General features: G+C 73.1%; 18 protein-coding genes. 10 read left to right on the forward strand and 8 right to left on the reverse strand.

What is annotated here, in order from left to right:
* Nucleotides 1-9: 9 nt before the first annotated feature.
* From E1166_RS15325 to E1166_RS15340, 4 genes are read right to left on the reverse strand one after another with little or no spacing between them, the layout of a single operon-like run.
* Nucleotides 10-1026 (reverse strand): SpoIIE family protein phosphatase, encoded by a 1017-nt coding sequence (locus E1166_RS15325; protein ID WP_132339516.1) that lies wholly within the window; start codon nucleotides 1024-1026, stop codon nucleotides 10-12.
* Nucleotides 1023-1439 (reverse strand): ATP-binding protein, encoded by a 417-nt coding sequence (locus tag E1166_RS15330; protein WP_132266324.1) that lies wholly within the window; start codon nucleotides 1437-1439, stop codon nucleotides 1023-1025. Before E1166_RS15330 ends, E1166_RS15325 begins: the two co-directional genes overlap by 4 nt.
* A complete protein-coding gene (locus E1166_RS15335; RefSeq protein WP_132339518.1) occupies nucleotides 1436-1852 on the reverse strand; it encodes an STAS domain-containing protein in 417 nt (138 codons plus the stop codon). The genes E1166_RS15330 and E1166_RS15335 overlap by 4 nt, the downstream gene beginning before the upstream one ends.
* Entirely contained in the window at nucleotides 1852-2706 is an 855-nt protein-coding gene (locus tag E1166_RS15340; protein ID WP_132339520.1) for an STAS domain-containing protein, read from the reverse strand. Before E1166_RS15340 ends, E1166_RS15335 begins: the two co-directional genes overlap by 1 nt.
* Before the next feature lie 156 nt (nucleotides 2707-2862).
* Between E1166_RS15340 and E1166_RS15345 the strand changes: the two genes are divergently transcribed.
* A complete protein-coding gene (locus E1166_RS15345; protein WP_132266334.1) occupies nucleotides 2863-3219 on the forward strand; it encodes an STAS domain-containing protein in 357 nt (118 codons plus the stop codon).
* Nucleotides 3220-3228: 9 nt separating this feature from the next.
* On the opposite strand, the gene E1166_RS15350 is transcribed toward E1166_RS15345, so the two are convergent.
* Nucleotides 3229-4383: an MFS transporter gene (locus tag E1166_RS15350; protein WP_243710367.1), complete on the reverse strand. Its 1155-nt coding sequence runs from the start codon at nucleotides 4381-4383 to the stop codon at nucleotides 3229-3231.
* Between the two features lie 187 nt (nucleotides 4384-4570).
* On the opposite strand from E1166_RS15350, the gene E1166_RS15355 reads away from it, so the two are divergent.
* The 5 genes from E1166_RS15355 to E1166_RS15375 all read left to right on the forward strand — a co-directional run bounded on the left by E1166_RS15355 (nucleotide 4571) and on the right by E1166_RS15375 (nucleotide 7170).
* Nucleotides 4571-5254: a FadR/GntR family transcriptional regulator gene (locus E1166_RS15355; protein ID WP_132266340.1), complete on the forward strand. Its 684-nt coding sequence runs from the start codon at nucleotides 4571-4573 to the stop codon at nucleotides 5252-5254.
* A gap of 39 nt (nucleotides 5255-5293) precedes the next feature.
* Nucleotides 5294-5764, forward strand: a complete 471-nt coding sequence (gene mscL / locus E1166_RS15360; RefSeq protein WP_132339524.1) for a large conductance mechanosensitive channel protein MscL — start codon at nucleotides 5294-5296, stop codon at nucleotides 5762-5764.
* An 80-nt stretch (nucleotides 5765-5844) separates the two neighbouring features.
* On the forward strand, nucleotides 5845-6099 hold the full coding sequence (locus tag E1166_RS15365) for a hypothetical protein (protein ID WP_132266346.1): 255 nt from the start codon (nucleotides 5845-5847) through the stop codon (nucleotides 6097-6099).
* A 29-nt stretch (nucleotides 6100-6128) separates the two neighbouring features.
* Nucleotides 6129-6488 carry a hypothetical protein gene (locus tag E1166_RS15370; protein ID WP_132339526.1) on the forward strand — a complete coding sequence of 120 codons (360 nt, stop codon included), beginning with the start codon at nucleotides 6129-6131 and terminating at the stop codon, nucleotides 6486-6488.
* A gap of 115 nt (nucleotides 6489-6603) precedes the next feature.
* Entirely contained in the window at nucleotides 6604-7170 is a 567-nt protein-coding gene (locus tag E1166_RS15375) for a hypothetical protein (protein WP_243710365.1), read from the forward strand.
* A gap of 46 nt (nucleotides 7171-7216) precedes the next feature.
* Here E1166_RS15375 and E1166_RS15380 read toward each other — a convergent pair whose 3' ends face one another.
* The gene (locus E1166_RS15380) at nucleotides 7217-8461 is read right to left on the reverse strand and encodes a benzoate/H(+) symporter BenE family transporter (protein ID WP_132339528.1); all 1245 of its coding nucleotides are present in this window, start codon (nucleotides 8459-8461) and stop codon (nucleotides 7217-7219) included.
* 57 nt (nucleotides 8462-8518) lie between these two features.
* Here E1166_RS15380 and E1166_RS15385 point away from each other — a divergent pair, with 57 nt between their 5' ends.
* From E1166_RS15385 to E1166_RS15400, 4 genes are all read left to right on the forward strand, one after another.
* Nucleotides 8519-9079 (forward strand): XRE family transcriptional regulator, encoded by a 561-nt coding sequence (locus E1166_RS15385; protein ID WP_132266356.1) that lies wholly within the window; start codon nucleotides 8519-8521, stop codon nucleotides 9077-9079.
* A 110-nt stretch (nucleotides 9080-9189) separates the two neighbouring features.
* Nucleotides 9190-9909 (forward strand): PP2C family serine/threonine-protein phosphatase, encoded by a 720-nt coding sequence (locus E1166_RS15390; RefSeq protein ID WP_132266359.1) that lies wholly within the window; start codon nucleotides 9190-9192, stop codon nucleotides 9907-9909.
* Nucleotides 9910-9956: 47 nt separating this feature from the next.
* Nucleotides 9957-11141 (forward strand): GNAT family N-acetyltransferase, encoded by a 1185-nt coding sequence (locus E1166_RS15395; RefSeq protein WP_132339530.1) that lies wholly within the window; start codon nucleotides 9957-9959, stop codon nucleotides 11139-11141.
* Between the two features lie 40 nt (nucleotides 11142-11181).
* Nucleotides 11182-11931 carry a ZIP family zinc transporter gene (locus E1166_RS15400; RefSeq protein ID WP_132339532.1) on the forward strand — a complete coding sequence of 250 codons (750 nt, stop codon included), beginning with the start codon at nucleotides 11182-11184 and terminating at the stop codon, nucleotides 11929-11931.
* Nucleotides 11932-11953: 22 nt separating this feature from the next.
* Here E1166_RS15400 and E1166_RS15405 read toward each other — a convergent pair whose 3' ends face one another.
* Nucleotides 11954-13036, reverse strand: a complete 1083-nt coding sequence (locus E1166_RS15405) for an NAD-dependent epimerase/dehydratase family protein (protein WP_132339534.1) — start codon at nucleotides 13034-13036, stop codon at nucleotides 11954-11956.
* 45 nt (nucleotides 13037-13081) lie between these two features.
* On the reverse strand, nucleotides 13082-13396 hold a 315-nt coding region (locus E1166_RS15410), incomplete at its 5' end, for a hypothetical protein (protein ID WP_243710366.1).

Here is a 13396-nt window from a genome sequence, read left to right on the forward strand (position 1 = left end):
CAACTTTCCTCACTCCGGGCTCCTCGCGACCAGGACGCAGGCGTCGTCGCGCCGGACACCGGCGTCCCGTAACAGGGTGGCGGCGACCACCAGCGGCGAATGGGCGATCAGCCCCGGATAGTCCTCGATCCGCCACCGGCCGACCACCCCGTCGCTGTGCATGACCAGCGTCGCCTCGGGTGGGAACGGATAGTCGTACTCCCGGATCACCGGCCGCTGGTGACCGGCGATGCCGGGCAGCGAGACCAGGTGCTTGCGGCCACCGTCGGGGCCGAGGACGACGCCGGCGATGTTGCCGACACCCGCGTAGCGCAGCAGGACCGCCGACGGGTCCAGCTCGGCCACCGCCACGGCCGCGCCCCGGGTGTGCGTCATCGACTGGTGCAGGTGCCGCAGGACCACGGCGGGCGACGCGACCGGCGCGGTGCGGAACGCCACCAGGGCGGCCTCCGCCGCGGCGCCGGCGAGGCGGCCGTGCCCGAGCCCGTCGCAGACCAACACCTGCTGCCGCCCCTCGACCACCCGCACCGCGTGCCCGTCACCACTGACCTGCTCACCGGTGATCGGCCGGGTCAGCCCGGCGGCCCACATCGGTGGGGCGGGCACGCCCGCCGACCAGACCTGCACCACCGACACGGTTCCCTTGCCCCGCCACGACCAGGCGTCGTACCAGGTCGCCTGCCGGTCGATGGCGCCGAGTCCGATGCCGAGGGTGCCGGTGGTGGATTGGCCGTCGCGGGCGGAGAAGGCCAGGTCGGCCATGCCGGGGCCGGAGTCCACCGCGACCAGTTCGACGCCGGCCTCGCCCTCCGCCCGTACCGGGCGGAGGAGCACCGTGCCCTCCCGGGCGTGCTTGACCAGGTTGCTGGTGAGTTCCGCGGTGACGATGGCGAGTTCGGCGACGCGGTTCGGCGCCAGCCCGACCTGGACGCCGAGCCGCTCGGCGGTCCGCCGGACGGCACTGGCCGCACTGCCGGACTCCACCCGGTACCAGACTCCGGCCGCGGGGACCGCTTCGGCACTCACCGGGACCACTTGGTCACCGTGACCCGCGTGCCCTCTCCGACCGCGGTGTCGACGTCGAACTCGTCCACGAGTCGGCGGGCGCCGCTGAGACCGAGGCCGAGGCCGCCGCCGGTGGTGTAGCCGTCGGTGAGGGCGAGGGTGAGGTCGGGGATGCCCGGGCCGGCGTCGGCGAAGACGATGCGTACGCCCCGACGCCGTCCGTCGTCCACCACCGTCACCTCGGCGGTGCCGCCCCCGCCGTAGACCAGCGTGTTGCGGGCCAGCTCACTGGCTGCGGTGACCAGTTTGGTCTGGTCGACCAGGGAGAGCTTGACGGCAACCGCCACGGTACGCACCAACTGCCGGACCCGGACGACGTCTTCGTCGCTGCCGATCGCCTGCGCCTTGGGGCTCAGGTCGACGCCCGCGGTCATACTGATGTCGCCGCCTGTCCCGGCTCTGGATCGTCCATCTCTTCGTCGGGCCCGAGGTCGTCGTGGCTCGCCGCGATCAGCTCCATGCCGCGTTCCACGTTCAGCGCGGTACGGATGCCGTTGAACGACAGTCCCAGCTCGACCAGGGTGATGGCGACGGCGGGACGCATCCCGACGACCACCGTCTCGGCGTCGAGCACCCGGGAGATCGAGGCGATGGTGGAGAGCATCCGACCGATGAAGGAGTCGACGATGTCCAGCGCGGTGATGTCGATGATGACGCCGCGCGCGCCGGTCTCCACGATCCGCTCGGCAAGGTCCTCCTGGAGGGCGAGCGCGGTCTGGTCGGACATGTCGATCTGGATGGACACCAGCAGGATGTCGCCGATCTTGAGGACCGGCACCCGCTCCATCACGCGTCCCTGCGCGGCTGGCGGCGGGCGGCGTCGACCCCGGTGATCCGTAGCACGTGTCGCAGCGCGTCGGCCAGGCTGGCCTTGGTGGCGATGTCCCCGAACTCGATTCCGAGAGCGACGATGGTCTGCGCGATCTGCGGGCGGATGCCGGAGATGATGCAGTCGGCGCCCATCAGCCGGGCGGCCACCACCGTCTTGAGGATGTGCTGGGCGACCTGGGTGTCCACCGCCGGCACACCGGTGATGTCGATGATGGCGTGCGGGGAGCCGGTGTCGACCAGGGTCTGCAACAGCCGCTCCATCACCACCTGGGCGCGGGCCGAGTCGAGCGTACCGACCAGCGGCACGGCGACCACGCCGTCCCAGATCTTGACCACCGGGGTGGAGAGTTCGAGCAGTTGTTCGGCCTGGTCGGCGATCAACCCCTCACGCGTCTGCACGTAGGTCTCGAAGGTGAACAGGCCCATCCGGTCGACGAGGCCGCTGAAGGTGATGACGTCCCGCAGCTCCACCTCGCCGGAGTCGGCCAGCTCGATCAACACGTCCTTGAGGGCGTAGAGACCCACCGCGGTCTCGGTGGCGGAGAAGCCCTGCCGAGCCCAGCCCCGGGACAGCTCGGCGAGCGCCGCCCGCAGCTCACCGGCGCTCTCCGACTGAATGTCGGCGAGCCCTTCAGCACCGGCGTCGATCATGCTACGGTGCAGATCCTGCACCTGTAGGCGCAGTTCAGCCTGGCTGAGCCGGCCGCGCAGCGACGCGGCGACGATCTCGGCCCAGCGCTGCACGACACGCTCCGCGTGCATCGCCAGCAGGCCGACAAGCCGACCGCTCTCCTCGGTGGTCAGGGCCATGATCCCTCCTTTGGGCTGGACGGGCGGACTCTATCACCGGCGCCGATCGCCTTACTTGCCACGAGGCAAAGAAATGATCAGGTCCACCACAAGCTCTCCCGTTCTGCGTGGCACCCCGTTCGTGGGATACCGTTCCACCGATAACAGGAGGTCCGAATGTCCTTGACGGTGCACACGGAACAGCGCGGCGACGTCGATGTCGTGTCGGTCGCGGGCGAGCTCGACATGGCGACCGCACCGCAGCTGCAGGACCAGATCACCGACCTGCTCGACAAGGGCCGCAGCCGTCTCGTGTTCGACCTCGCAGACGTGTCGTTCTGCGACTCGACCGGGCTGTCGGTCTTCGTACGCGCCAAGAACAGCTGCGACGAGGCCGGCGGTGTGGTCCGGCTGGCCGCCCCGCAGCGCGGCGTGCTGCGCATCCTGGAGGTCAGCGGCCTGGTCGAGGTGCTGCACACCTACCCGACGGTGGAGCAGGCCGTCGCGGGTGACCCCACACCGGCGTCCTCCTGACCGGTCCGCTCATCGCTCGTCCTCGACGAACCGGGGACGGGCGATCACCAGACCCGCCCCGGTCTGCACCACGAGCGCGCCGAGCAGGAAACCGATTGGGGCGTTCCAGCCTCCGGTCGCCTCGTACAGGATGCCGACCAGCAGCGGGCCGAGCGCTGCGATGACATATCCGGTGCTCTGCGCGAACGCCGACAGCGCGACGGTGCCCTCGGCCGTGCGGGCCCGCAGGCCGATGGCGGTCAGAATCAGCGGGAAGGCCCCCTGACCGAGGGCGAGCAGCAGCACCCACAGCGGCGCGAGGCCGCGTGGGGCCAGCGCCAGGCCCAGGTATGCGGCGGTGGAGAAGGCGGTCAGCGTGAGCACCAGCGGGCGTAGGGTGCCCAGTCGGCCGGCCAGGGTCGGCATTCCCAGGGCGACCGGCACGCCGAGCGCGGTGACGCCGGCGAGCAGCAGCCCGGCGGTCTCGGCACGGTAGCCGGCGTCCCGGAACAGCTGCGCCAGCCAGCCCATGATGGCGTACCCGCTGAGGGACTGCGCACCGAAGTAGAGGGCCATCGCCCAGCCCAGCCGGGTGCGGCTGGGCCGGACCCGGACCCGGGGCGCGGGTGCCCCGGCGGTGGTCACGGCCCGTCGGGCGGCGCGGTCGCGCAGCGCCAGCGGCACCCACGGCAGTACGGCCAGCGCGGCCAGTCCGGCCCAGACGCCCAGCCCAGCCCGCCAGGAGCCGAAGGCGTGGGCGACCGGAACAGCAGCCGCGGCGGCCACCGTCGTGCCCACGGTCAGGGCCATCGTGTACGCCCCGGTGACCAGCGCGGTGCGGTGCGGGAAGTGCTGTTTGACCAGCATCGGCAGCAGGATGTTCGCCACCGCGATGCCGGCCAGCGCGAGCGCGCTGGTGAGCACGAAGACGGCCGCCGAGTCAGTGGCCACCCGGAGCAGTTGCCCGGCGGTGAGGGCGAGCATCGCCAGCACCAGCACCCGGGTTGCCGGCCAGCGGCGGACCAACCAGGGGGTGAGCGCACCGAGGCCGGCGAAGGCGATGGTGGGCAGCGTGGTGACGATGCCGGCCATGGTGCCGGAGAGCGCCAGGCCGGTGCGTACCTCGTCGAGGAGTGCGCCGAGGCTGGTGACCGCGGCGCGCAGGTTGAGCGCGACCAGCAGCATCGCGACCAGCACCAGTAAGCCGCCGGACGCCGGTCGACGGACGCCGACGGGGGCTGCCGGTCCGGCGGTGGTAGGCCCGGTCGGGCCGGTGGCCGGTCGGGCGGTGCGAACGGCGGTGCCGGTGGGTGGCGGGGTCATGAGCTCGAACCTACAATCATGGGATGAATTCCGGCAGGAGTTGTAACCGGTGACACCCCCGGTGGACGCCAGCGGGGTGCCGCCACGCGGGCACCGGGTACGGCAGACCATCGCGCAGTTGCGGGCCCGCATCCTCGGCGGCGAATGGCCGGTCGGCGGCCGGATCCCCACCGAACCGCAACTGGTCGCCGCGCTGGGCGTCGGGCGCAACACCGTGCGCGAGGCGGTTCGCGCCCTGGTGCACGCGGGGGTGCTGGAGTGCCGGCAGGGCTCCGGCACGTACGTGGTGTCGACCGACGAACTGGCCCCGGTGGTGGCCCGCCGGCTCACCGACGACCGGATGGCCGAGGTGGTCGAGGTGCGGCGGGCCTTCGAGGTGGAGGCGGCCCGACTGGCCGCGTTGCGGCGTACCCCGCAGGACGTGGCGACCCTCGACGGCGCGCTCGCCGCCCGGGAGGCCGCCTGGCGCTCGGGCCGGGTCGAGGAGTTCGTGGCGGCGGACGCCGCCCTGCACACCGCGGTGGTCGCCGCCGCCCACAACCGGATGCTCGCCGAGCTGTACGCCTCCGTCGGGGCGGCGCTGCGCAGCACCATCGCGCAGGCGATGGGTGACACGCTGGAGCCGGAACGGTACGTCGACCACGGCCGGCTGGTCGAGGCGATCCGGGCCGGCGACCCGGCGCGGGCGGCGGCCGAGGCCGGCGCTTTTCTGGAACCGCCGCCCGGGGCATAGGTTGTCCCGGACTACCGGACAGACAGCACGGGAGCACGGATGTTCAAGGGCTTCAAAGACTTCATCATGCGCGGCAACGTCGTCGACCTCGCGGTCGGCGTCGTCATCGGCGCCGCCTTCACCGGCGTGGTCACACAGCTGACCAAGTCGTTCCTCGAACCGTTGATCCGGGCATTCGTGCTGCTGATCACCGGCAGCAACAAGGGTGTTGCCGGCACCGCGCCGGAGTTCCGGGGCATCCCCTTCGACTGGATCGCCTTCGTCAACGCCCTGATCACCTTCCTGCTCACCGCGGCGGTGCTCTACTTCCTCGTGGTGTTCCCGATGAACAAGCTTGCTGAGCGGCGGCAGCGGGGTGAGGAGCCGCCGCCGAAGGCGCCCAGCGAGGAGGTCAAGTTGCTCACCGAGATCCGGGACGCGCTGCTCGCCGGCAACCAGGGCACCCCGGCCCAGCGGGGCGCGCTGGACGACGTGCTCGGTCGACGCACGGAGCCACCGGCGCCGCGCTGACTCGCCACGCCCTCGCCGGCCCCTGTGGGAATCCCACGGGGGCCGACTTCTTTCGTACGCATGTTCGATAGAGTCCGGCCATGGAGCAACGTAGGCACTGGTGGAACGGCAAGTGGGGACGGCTGGCCCGACGGGACGTCTTCCTCCGGGTGGACGGCGACCGGTGGCACGTCGAGCAGCGGGCCGGTGGCGCCGAGGGGGCCTCCCAGTTCTACGAGTACGCCAGCGTCGAGGAGGCCGAGGAGACCGTCCGGGCGCTCCTGGACGGGACCGACGTCTGGCGGGAGCTGTCCCCGCGCCCACCGAGCGCCTGGGCCCCACCGAACGGCGTTTAGCGCCGGGCGGGGCCGGGAACCGCCCGAACATGGAGCAGCAGGCGATCCTCTCCCAAGTCACCACGGGCATGCCGGTGGTGGACGCCGTGGGCGTCGAGGTCGGCACGGTCGACCTGGTCCAGCGCGGCGATCCCAACGCGGTGGCCGTGCAGGCACCCACCGCCGACCCGGGCAGCAGCATCGACGAGTTGATCGAGGCGGCGGCCGTCGAGGAGCCGGACGTGCCGGCCGACCTGGCCGCCCGACTGCTGCGCACCGGCTACCTGAAGGTCACCACCGAACTGGCCCGCACCGGTGCGGTCTACGTGCCAGCCGACCAGATCGCCGCGGTCACCGACGGTCGGGTGCGCCTCGACGTCCCCGCCGGTGACCTGCCGCCCGCGGAGTGAGGAACGGACTGCTGCCCACGTCCCCACCACCGTCCCCCGACGAGGGCTGGTGGACACCCACCGGCATCCTGTCCTGAATGGACACGCGGACGGCGTGACCGGATCACGGTGGGGGATGTCGATGAAGCTGCTGGAGACCCTGCTGACGCAGCTGCCGGCGCTGATCGGCGTGGTGGTCGGCACCGTCGGCACGATGATCGCCACGACGGTGGCCGAGCGGGCTCGGTGGCGGCGCAACCAGACGGTGCGGTGGGACGAGCGGCGGTTGGACGCGTACGCCGACTTCGCGCGCGCCGTCAAGGAGGTGCACCTGCTGGCGTTGGGGATGCTCAGCGCCCACCGGCCCGGTGCCGGCAGGCCGGCTCTCGACCGCGAGCAGGGGCTGGCCCGGTTGGCGGAGGCAGCCGAACGGCACACCCTGACCTGGGAGGGGGTCCTGCTGCTCGGTGACGAGGCCACCGTACGGGCGGCTGCGGCGTGGCGTCACGCCGTACGGGCGCTCGAACGGGCGGCGCGAGCGTTGCCGGACCTCCCGGACGACCTCGGGGCCCTGGTCCAGCGGGCCGACGAGATGCGCGACGGGTTCTACCAGGCGGCGCGCGGCAGCCTCGGGGTCCGGGGCGGCACCGTCGACCAGTTCCGGCGACCGGCCGAGGTTCCGGTGCCGGCCACCCGCCGGTGAGGGATCGCGCAGCGGCAGGCGTCTCTAAAAACCGACGGCGGGCGGGTTACGCCCCGGGGCCGCGACCGGTGGCCGCCGAGGTGGACGTGACGGTCGCCCCTTGCGCCCGACCGCCGTCGGCGTCGGCCGGCGGCGCGGCGGGCCGGTCGCGGCGGCGGTAGAGGAGCAGCATCAGCCAACCGGATACCAGCCCCCAGAACGCGCCCCCCACTCCGAGCAGGCTCACGCCCGAGGCGGTGACCACGAAGGTCACCACCGCCGCCTCCCGAGCACCCGGGTCGGCGACCGCCGCGGCGACCGCGGTCGCCAGCGCGCCGAGCAGCGCCAGCCCAGCCACCGCCTCGATCAGCACCGGCGGAGAGAGCAGCACCAGCGTGGTGGCCACCCCGGCACCGAGGCCGAGCAGGGCCATGCCGATCCCGGCGGTCACCGAGGCGATCCACCGGCGCTCCGGGTCGGGGTGGGCGTCCGGGCCGGCGGCGAGCGCCGCGGTGATCGCCGCGAGGTTGACCGCGTGCCCGCCGACCGGGGCGCCGAGTACCCCGGCCAGGCCGGTGACCCGCAGCGCGGGGCCGAGCGGCGGTTGGTAGCCGTAGTTTCGCAGCACGGCCGCACCCGGGACGTTCTGCGCGGCCATGGTGACCAGGAAGAGCGGCACCGCCAGACCGACCAGCGCCGCAACGGTGAACGTGGGCGGGGTCAGCTCGACCACCGGCCGCAGCCGGTCCACGCTCCCACCCGACGTGGTCGACATGATCGCCACGGCCGCCGCCACCAACGCCCCGGGCACCGCCCAGCGCCGGGCGAACCGGTGCAGCACCAGCCAGACGACGATCACCGGTACGGCCAGCCGGGGCACCGCCACCAGCGCCCGTACCGGGGCGGTGCAGAGCGGCAGCAGCACCCCGGCCAGCATCGCCGCCGCCACCGGGCCGGGGATCGCGGCGACCGCCCGGCCCAGCGCGGGGAACAGCCCGGCGGCCACGATCAGCAGCCCGCAGACCAGGAACGCGCCCACCGCCGCCGGCCAGCCACCGGGCACCGGCCCGGTGGCGACCAGCAGCGCGGCACCGGGGGTGGACCAGGCGGTCGCGATCGGCATCCGGTGCCGCAGGCCGAGCCAGAGCGCGCAGCCGCCGGCGGCGACGCTGACCGCGAGCAGCCCGGAGGCGGCCTGCGCCTCGTCGGCGCCGACGGCACGCAGCCCGGCCAGTACGACTGTGAACGAGCTGGCGAAACCGACCAGCGCGGTCACCACCCCGGCCAGCACCGGTTGCAGTCGCTGGGCCATCTCACCCCTCCCAGCCGTTCCGTTTACGGAACGGCAACGTGTAGCACCATAGCGGCTATGACCGGAGCGCGACCAGAGCAGCGGCGCCCCTCCGACGCCGACCCGGACGCCGTGGGACGACGGATCCGGGCGCTGCGCGAACAGCGGGGCGTCTCGCTCTCCACCCTGGCCCGGACGGCGGGAGTGGGGAAGGCCACCCTCTCCGCGCTGGAGAACGGCCTGCGCAACCCCACCCTGGAGACGCTGTACGCGATCACCGCGCAACTCGGCGTGCCGCTCGCGGCGGTGTTGTCCGGGCCGGCGACGACCCCCACCGTGCAGGGCGCCGCGGTCACCGCCACCCTGCTGGAGTCGTTCACCGACACCGACGCCAGCTACGAGCTCTACCGGCTCCGGGTACGCCCCGGCGCGCAGCAGCTCTCCCCGGCCCACCAGTCGGGCGTCACCGAGCACGTCACCGTTTTCTCGGGCGTACTGCGGGCGGGCCCGGCGGACGCGCCGAGCACCGCCGCCGCCGGCGGCCACCTCAGCTGGACGTCGGACGTCCCGCACGTCTACGCCGCCCTCGGCGACGAGGAGGTCGCCGCCAGCCTGCTGCTGCGTTACCCCCGCCGTTGAGCCGACCCGTGCCGCCGGCCGGCACGCTCGACAGTGGAGAGCAGATCATTTCTTCACTCCGGGGGCCGCGCGTAGAGACGACGGCCGGGTGCATCCGGCAAGCTTGTGACATGACGCTGATCCTCCGCTCGGCCATCCTCAACGATGTCGGCCTGGTCCGCACCAACAACGAGGACTCCGCCCTCGCCGGTGACCGCCTGGTGGCGGTGGCGGACGGCATGGGCGGGCTCCCCGCCGGCGAGGTGGCCAGCGAGATCGTCATCCGGATCCTGGACGAGCTGATCCCACCGACCGTGCCGAACGACGCCGCGGAGGCGCTGCGCGCCGTCGTGTCCACCGCCAACCAGCGCATCCGCGCCGCGATCGCCGCCGATCCCGCCCGCGACGGCATGGGTACGACGCTGACCGCCGGCCTGCTCGCCGGGGACACCCTGGTCCTCGCCCAGGTCGGGGACTCCCGCTGCTACCTGCTGCGCGACGGGGAGCTGACCCAGCTCACCCGGGACGACACCTTCGTCCAGGCCCTGGTCGACCAGGGTGCGCTCTCCCCCGACCAGGCCCGGCACCACCCGCAGCGCTCCCTGGTGACCCGGGCCGTGCAGGGCGCGGACGCGCCGCCGGCGATCGGGGTGCTGACCCTGTTCGTCGGCGACCGGCTGCTGCTGTGCAGCGACGGGCTCTCCGACTACGTGGAGGACACCGCCATCCACTCCGCGCTGACCACGTACGGCGACCGGCAGCAGTGCGGCGAGCAGCTGGTGAAACTGGCCCACCAGGCCGGCGCGCCGGACAACGTGACCGTGGTGGTCTCCGACCTGGTCGAGGTGTGAGCCGACAACCGAGTTGCGATCGGCCGCCGACCGGGTTGGGATGGGTGATGCCCATCCGCCGACTGGCCGCCGAAGAGCGCCTGACCACCAGTTTCCCACTCCAGGCGTACGCCTTCGAGGCGTCCCCGCCGACCCGCGATCGGGTCGAGGCGTTCCACCGGTACCTGCCGTACAACAAGAGCAACCGGACACTGGTGGTCGAGGAGGGCGGCGAGACCCGGGCGGCGGCCAGCGCCATCCCGATGCGGCAGAACCTGCGCGGCCGGGTACTGCCGATGGCCGGGGTGGCCGGGGTGGCGACCCATCCGCTGGCCCGCCGGCAGGGGCATGTCCGGGCGTTGATGCACCAACTCCTCGACGAGATGCGCGACGAGGGGCATCCGCTCACCGCGTTGTACCCGTTCCGGGCCGGCTTCTACGAGCGGTTCGGCTACGTCGGGCTGCCCCGGCCGCGTACGGTCCGGTTCTCCCCAGCCGACCTGGCCCCGCTGCTGCGGTCGGAGCTGCCCGGCGAGGTGACCTGGGAACGGATCGGGGCCGGGTACGCCGGTTTCCGGTCGTTCACCGAGCGCTGCCTGCGGGAACGGCACGGCTTCGCGATCTTCCCGGACTTCCGGGCGGTCGGCCTGCGCGACCGCGACGACCGCTGGCTGGTCTCGGCGCGGATTGACGGCGCGACGGCCGGCGTGCTCACGTACCGGATCGACGAACACGGCGGTGAGCTGCACGGCGACGACCTGATCGCGGCCAACCCGTACGCCCGGGCACTGCTGTTGCAGTTCCTCGCCCGGCACGTGGACCAGGTGGAGCGGATCAGCGTCCAGATCGCCGCCGACGAGCTGCCCGAGCTGTGGCTGACCGACCTGGTGCTGCACGTCGAGGCCCGGGTGTCCCGGCCCGGCTCGTCCGCCCCGATGGCCCGGCTGCTCTCGTTGGACGCGCTCACCGGGTTGCCGGCCGGCCCGGGCCGGGTCCGCGTCGAACTGGTCGACGACCGGTGGCTGGGTGGCAGCCACCTCCTCGACGGCACGACCGGCCGGCTGGAACTGACCTCCGGCGGTTCCGTCCCGTCGGCGACGCTCACCGCCGCCGGGCTCTCCGCCCTGGCGTACGGGGTCCTCGATCCGGCCGAGGTGGACGTCCGCGGGTTGGGTCAGGTCGGGCCCGAGGCCGCGGCCGAGCTGCGGCGGCTCTTCCCGCGCGAACTGCCGTACCTGTTCGCCGAGTTCTGAGCCGGTTTCGGGGTGACCGGTCCGGGTACGGTCCCCCGACATGCCGGAGTGGGTGCAAGCGGGCGGGTGGGGGCTGCTGGCCGGTTCCGCCCTGTTGATCGGGGCGGGCGCCGGGTGGTTCGCCCGGGTTCCCCGCACAGTCATCGCGTCGGTGATGGCGTTCGGGGCGGGCGTGCTGCTCTCCGCCGTCTCCTTCGAGCTGATCGCCGAGGCGCACGAGCGGGGCGGCCTGGTGCCGACCGCGATCGGGGCGATCGGTGGGGCGCTGGCGTACACCGGGGCGAACCTGCTGCTGGCGCGGCGCGGCGCGCGGCACCGCAAACGCTCCGGGCAGGCGCAGCCCTCGGAGCAGGCACAGCCCGGTTCCGGATCCGCCATCGCGGTGGGCGCGCTGCTGGACGGCGTACCCGAGTCGGTGGTGATCGGGGCGAGCCTGCTCACCGGCGGCCCGGTCAGCCTGGTCACCGTGGTCGCGGTCTTCCTGAGCAACGTGCCGGAGGGGTTGTCCAGCGCCGCCGGGATGCGCCGGGCGGGCCGCAGCGGCCGGTACGTGTTCGGGCTCTGGACGGCCATCGCGCTGGTCAGCGGCGTCTCGGCGCTGGCCGGCTACGCTCTGCTGGGTGGGGCGCCGCCGGAGGTACTGGCTGTCGTCACCGCGCTGGCCGCGGGCGCGATCCTCGCGATGATCACCGACACCATGGTTCCCGAGGCGTTCGAGGACGCCCACCTGCTGGTCGGCCTGATCACCGTCCTCGGTTTTCTCTCCGCCTTCGCCCTCTCCCACACCTGACCTCCCCCGCGCCCGGTCAGGGTCAGTAGGGGTTGGTGGTGCCGGGCGGGCGGGACCTGAGCAGCGCCGCGGGGCGGCCGGGGAGATCGGGGGCGGCGCTCATCGGCGGCGAACCGGTGCCCGTCCGGTGCGCCATGCCGGCGAAGAGGTCCTTCAAGGCGGCAACCGCGTCCACCGTCGGCCGCCAGCCGAGTTCGGACTCGGCGCGCTCACTGGACATCAGCGGCACGTTCAACGCCAGATCCACCCAACCCGTGTCGACCGGTTGCAGCCGAGCCCGCCAGGTCAGCGCGGCGGCGGCCCGCAGCACCGGGGCGGCCACCGGCACCGTCCAGCCCTTGAAGTGCCGGGCCACCAACTCCGGGGTCAGCACCGGGTCCGCGGCGACGTTGAACGCGCCGCGCGCGTCACCCAGAATCGCCCTGGCGTACGCGTCAGCGACGTCGTCGGCGTGCACCGCCTGCATCCGCAGCCGCCGGTTCGCCGGTACGACCGGGAGGCGCCCGAAACGCAGCAGCCGCACCGGGGCCAGCGGGCCGAGAAAGTAGCGGCTGATCTCGGTTCCCGCGTCCCGTTGGAAGGTCAGACCGGGGCGCAGCCGGACCACCCGCAGCCACGGATGCTCGGCCTCCAGAATGTCGAGCATCGCCTCCACCTCGGCCTTGTCCCGGCTGTACGACGACCCGGTCACCCCCGTCGCCGGCCAGCGCTCGCTGACCGGGTGGTCCTTCGGCCCGGGTGCGTACGTGCCGACCGACGAGGCGTACACCAGGGCGGGGACGCCGGCCCGGACGACGGCGTCGCTCACCGCGCGGCTGCCGCCGACGTTGGTCCGGTGCAGGGTACGTTGGTCGTGGCTGGGCTGGATCTGCCAGGCCAGGTGCACCACCACGTCGGCTCGGGCGAAGATCGCGGTGAGTGTCCCGACGGCGTCCGGCGCCCCGATGTCGCAGGCGTGCCACCGGATCCCGTCGTACGGCGCACCGGCGTGCGGGCCGGGCGGTCGCCGGGCGACCCCGACCAGTTGCCCCTCCGACTCCCGACGCAGCCGGCGCAGCAGCGCCGTCCCCACGTTGCCGGTGGCTCCCACGATCACGATCCGCATACCGGCTGCGGTACCCGCTGTGCCGGGTGCCAACCCCGGCACCGGTCAGGGCCGCGGCGAGTGGCGTACCCAGGCTTTCTCCTGCCGGCGGCGACCCTGGGTGGCGGCCAGACAGCGCGGGCAGACGAAGCTCACCGGGTCAGCCTCGGTGAGCTGGTCGGTGGCGGTGTACTCGAACCGGACGTGCGGGAAGCGGCGCAACCGGGTACGACTGAGTTGGAGGCCACAGACGGTCGAGTTCTGGCCGGGCTGCCAGGCGTGCACCTCACCGCCCGGCTCCCGGACGCCGTCCGGCCCGGTCACCTCGCTCGACGCCACGACGGCCGGGGTGCTGGTCATCCTCATGCCCCCTCCGTTCCC

Origin of the sequence: Micromonospora sp. KC213, from assembly GCF_004348325.1 — a bacterium.
Classification (GTDB): Bacteria; Actinomycetota; Actinomycetes; order Mycobacteriales; family Micromonosporaceae; genus Micromonospora.

Coding starts and splice junctions, on each gene's coding strand:
- E1166_RS15330 (WP_132266324.1), bottom strand. CDS start 1,439: ATGACCGCGGGCGTCGACCTGAGCCCCAAGGCGCAGGCGATCGGCAGC.
- E1166_RS15335 (WP_132339518.1), bottom strand. CDS start 1,852: ATGGAGCGGGTGCCGGTCCTCAAGATCGGCGACATCCTGCTGGTGTCC.
- E1166_RS15340 (WP_132339520.1), bottom strand. CDS start 2,706: ATGGCCCTGACCACCGAGGAGAGCGGTCGGCTTGTCGGCCTGCTGGCG.
- E1166_RS15345 (WP_132266334.1), top strand. CDS start 2,863: ATGTCCTTGACGGTGCACACGGAACAGCGCGGCGACGTCGATGTCGTG.
- E1166_RS15350 (WP_243710367.1), bottom strand. CDS start 4,383: ATGCTGCTGGTCGCGCTCAACCTGCGCGCCGCGGTCACCAGCCTCGGC.
- mscL (WP_132339524.1), top strand. CDS start 5,294: ATGTTCAAGGGCTTCAAAGACTTCATCATGCGCGGCAACGTCGTCGAC.
- E1166_RS15365 (WP_132266346.1), top strand. CDS start 5,845: ATGGAGCAACGTAGGCACTGGTGGAACGGCAAGTGGGGACGGCTGGCC.
- E1166_RS15370 (WP_132339526.1), top strand. CDS start 6,129: ATGGAGCAGCAGGCGATCCTCTCCCAAGTCACCACGGGCATGCCGGTG.
- E1166_RS15375 (WP_243710365.1), top strand. CDS start 6,604: ATGTCGATGAAGCTGCTGGAGACCCTGCTGACGCAGCTGCCGGCGCTG.
- E1166_RS15380 (WP_132339528.1), bottom strand. CDS start 8,461: ATGGCCCAGCGACTGCAACCGGTGCTGGCCGGGGTGGTGACCGCGCTG.
- E1166_RS15385 (WP_132266356.1), top strand. CDS start 8,519: ATGACCGGAGCGCGACCAGAGCAGCGGCGCCCCTCCGACGCCGACCCG.
- E1166_RS15390 (WP_132266359.1), top strand. CDS start 9,190: ATGACGCTGATCCTCCGCTCGGCCATCCTCAACGATGTCGGCCTGGTC.
- E1166_RS15395 (WP_132339530.1), top strand. CDS start 9,957: ATGCCCATCCGCCGACTGGCCGCCGAAGAGCGCCTGACCACCAGTTTC.
- E1166_RS15400 (WP_132339532.1), top strand. CDS start 11,182: ATGCCGGAGTGGGTGCAAGCGGGCGGGTGGGGGCTGCTGGCCGGTTCC.
- E1166_RS15405 (WP_132339534.1), bottom strand. CDS start 13,036: ATGCGGATCGTGATCGTGGGAGCCACCGGCAACGTGGGGACGGCGCTG.